Source organism: Actinoallomurus acaciae, from assembly GCF_042429965.1.
In the GTDB taxonomy this organism is placed as follows: Bacteria; Actinomycetota; Actinomycetes; order Streptosporangiales; family Streptosporangiaceae; genus Actinoallomurus; species Actinoallomurus acaciae.
The window spans coordinates 1-1,549 of record NZ_JBHLZP010000984.1; the positions used below are offsets into that span (position 1 = coordinate 1).

Here is a 1,549-nt window from a genome sequence, read left to right on the forward strand (position 1 = left end):
CTGCCCGGTCGTAGTACGGCTGGAGGCGTTTTCCGGTCTGTAACTCCATGTTCGGAATGACAAAGTTCAGCTCAAGCCGTCCCTTGTCCTGGTGCTCCACCCACAGGATGCTGTACTGATTCTTTTCGAGACCGGGCATCAGTACACGCTCAAAGCTCGCCATCACTTTTTCACGCCCTCCCGGCGGCAGCTCCTTCTCCGCGAACGACAGAACACCTGACGTGTATTTCTTCGCAAATGGTGTGGCATCGATGAGTTCCCGGACTTCTTCCGGATTACCCTGAAGCACCGTTGCCCCTTCCCGGTTACGCTCCCTTCCCAGCAGGTAATCAACCGGACCACTGCCACCGCCTTTTCCCCGGGCATGAAACTTAACTATCATCCCGCGTCCCCTGTTCCCTGACGGCCAGACGCAGCCGGCGCAGCTCATCCCCGATGGCCATCAGTGCGGCCACCACCTGAACCCGGTCACCGGAAGACCACAGCCCGCTGTTCACCTTACGGGCTGTCTGATTCAGATTATTTCCGATAGCGGCCAGCTGACGCAGTAACGGCGGTGCCAGTGTCGGCAGTTTCCCGGAACGGGCAACCGGCTCACCCAGGCAGACCCGCCGCATCCATACCGCCAGCTGTTTACCCTCACAGCGTTCCAGTAACCGTGCATGTTCATCATCAGTAACCCGTATCGTGAGCATCCTCTCGCGTTTCATCGGTATCATTACCCCCATGAACAGTAATCCCCCTTACACGGAGGCATCAGTGACTAAACAGGAAAAAACCGCCCTTAACATGGCCCGCTTTATCAGAAGCCAGACATTAACGCTGCTGGAGAAGCTCAACGAACTGGACGCAGATGAGCAGGCAGATATCTGTGAATCGCTTCACGACCACGCCGACGAGCTTTACCGCAGCTGCCTCGCACGCTTCGGGAATGACGGTGAAAACCTCTGACACATACAGCTCCCGGAGACTCTCACAGCTTGCCTGTGAGAGGATGCCGGGAGCAGACAAGCCCGTCAGAGCGCGTCAGGGGGTTTTAGCGGGTGTCGGGGCGCAGCCATGACCCAGTCACGTAGCGATAGCGGAGTGTATACTGGCTTAGCCATGCAGCATCAGTGCGGATTGTATGAAAAGTGCACCATATGCGGTGTGAAATGCCGCACAGATGCGTAAGGAGAACATGCAGATACCGACGCTCTTCCGCTTCCTCGCTCACTGACTCGCTACGCTCGGTCGTTCGGCTGCGGCGAGCGGTATCAGCTCACTCAAAGGCGGTAATACGGTTATCCACAGAATCAGGGGATAAGGCCGGAAAGAACATGTGAGCAAAAAGGCAAAGGGCAACGAAAGGCTGCGCCGCTGGCGTTTTTCCATAGGCTCCGCCCCCCTGACGAGCATCACAAAATCGACGCTCAAGTCAGAGGTGGCGAAACCCGACAGGACTATAAAGATACCAGGCGTTTCCCCCTGGTGGCTCCCTCGTGCGCTCTCCTGTTCCGACCCTGCCGCTTACCGGATACCTGTCCGCCTTTCTCCCTTCGGGAAGCGT

At 57.3% G+C, this 1,549-nt stretch carries 3 protein-coding genes; 1 reads left to right on the forward strand and 2 read right to left on the reverse strand.

Annotation, left to right across the window (positions count from 1 at the left end):
- Nucleotides 1–382, reverse strand: a 382-nt coding sequence (locus ACFFNX_RS49620) for a relaxase/mobilization nuclease domain-containing protein (protein WP_155951589.1), incomplete at its 3' end; no start/stop codon positions are given.
- On the reverse strand, nucleotides 372–710 hold the full coding sequence (locus ACFFNX_RS49625) for a MobC family plasmid mobilization relaxosome protein (RefSeq protein ID WP_446678572.1): 339 nt from the start codon (nucleotides 708–710) through the stop codon (nucleotides 372–374). The genes ACFFNX_RS49620 and ACFFNX_RS49625, both read right to left, overlap by 11 nt.
- Before the next feature lie 16 nt (nucleotides 711–726).
- Here ACFFNX_RS49625 and ACFFNX_RS49630 point away from each other — a divergent pair, with 16 nt between their 5' ends.
- On the forward strand, nucleotides 727–951 hold the full coding sequence (locus ACFFNX_RS49630) for a Rop family plasmid primer RNA-binding protein (RefSeq protein WP_042042542.1): 225 nt from the start codon (nucleotides 727–729) through the stop codon (nucleotides 949–951).
- Nucleotides 952–1,549 lie beyond the last annotated feature (598 nt).

Bases quoted from the DNA above. Each gene is read 5' to 3' on its own strand.
- ACFFNX_RS49630 (WP_042042542.1), top strand. From the start codon at position 727: ATGAACAGTAATCCCCCTTACACGGAGGCATCAGTGACTAAACAGGAA.
- ACFFNX_RS49625 (WP_446678572.1), bottom strand. From the start codon at position 710: ATGAAACGCGAGAGGATGCTCACGATACGGGTTACTGATGATGAACAT.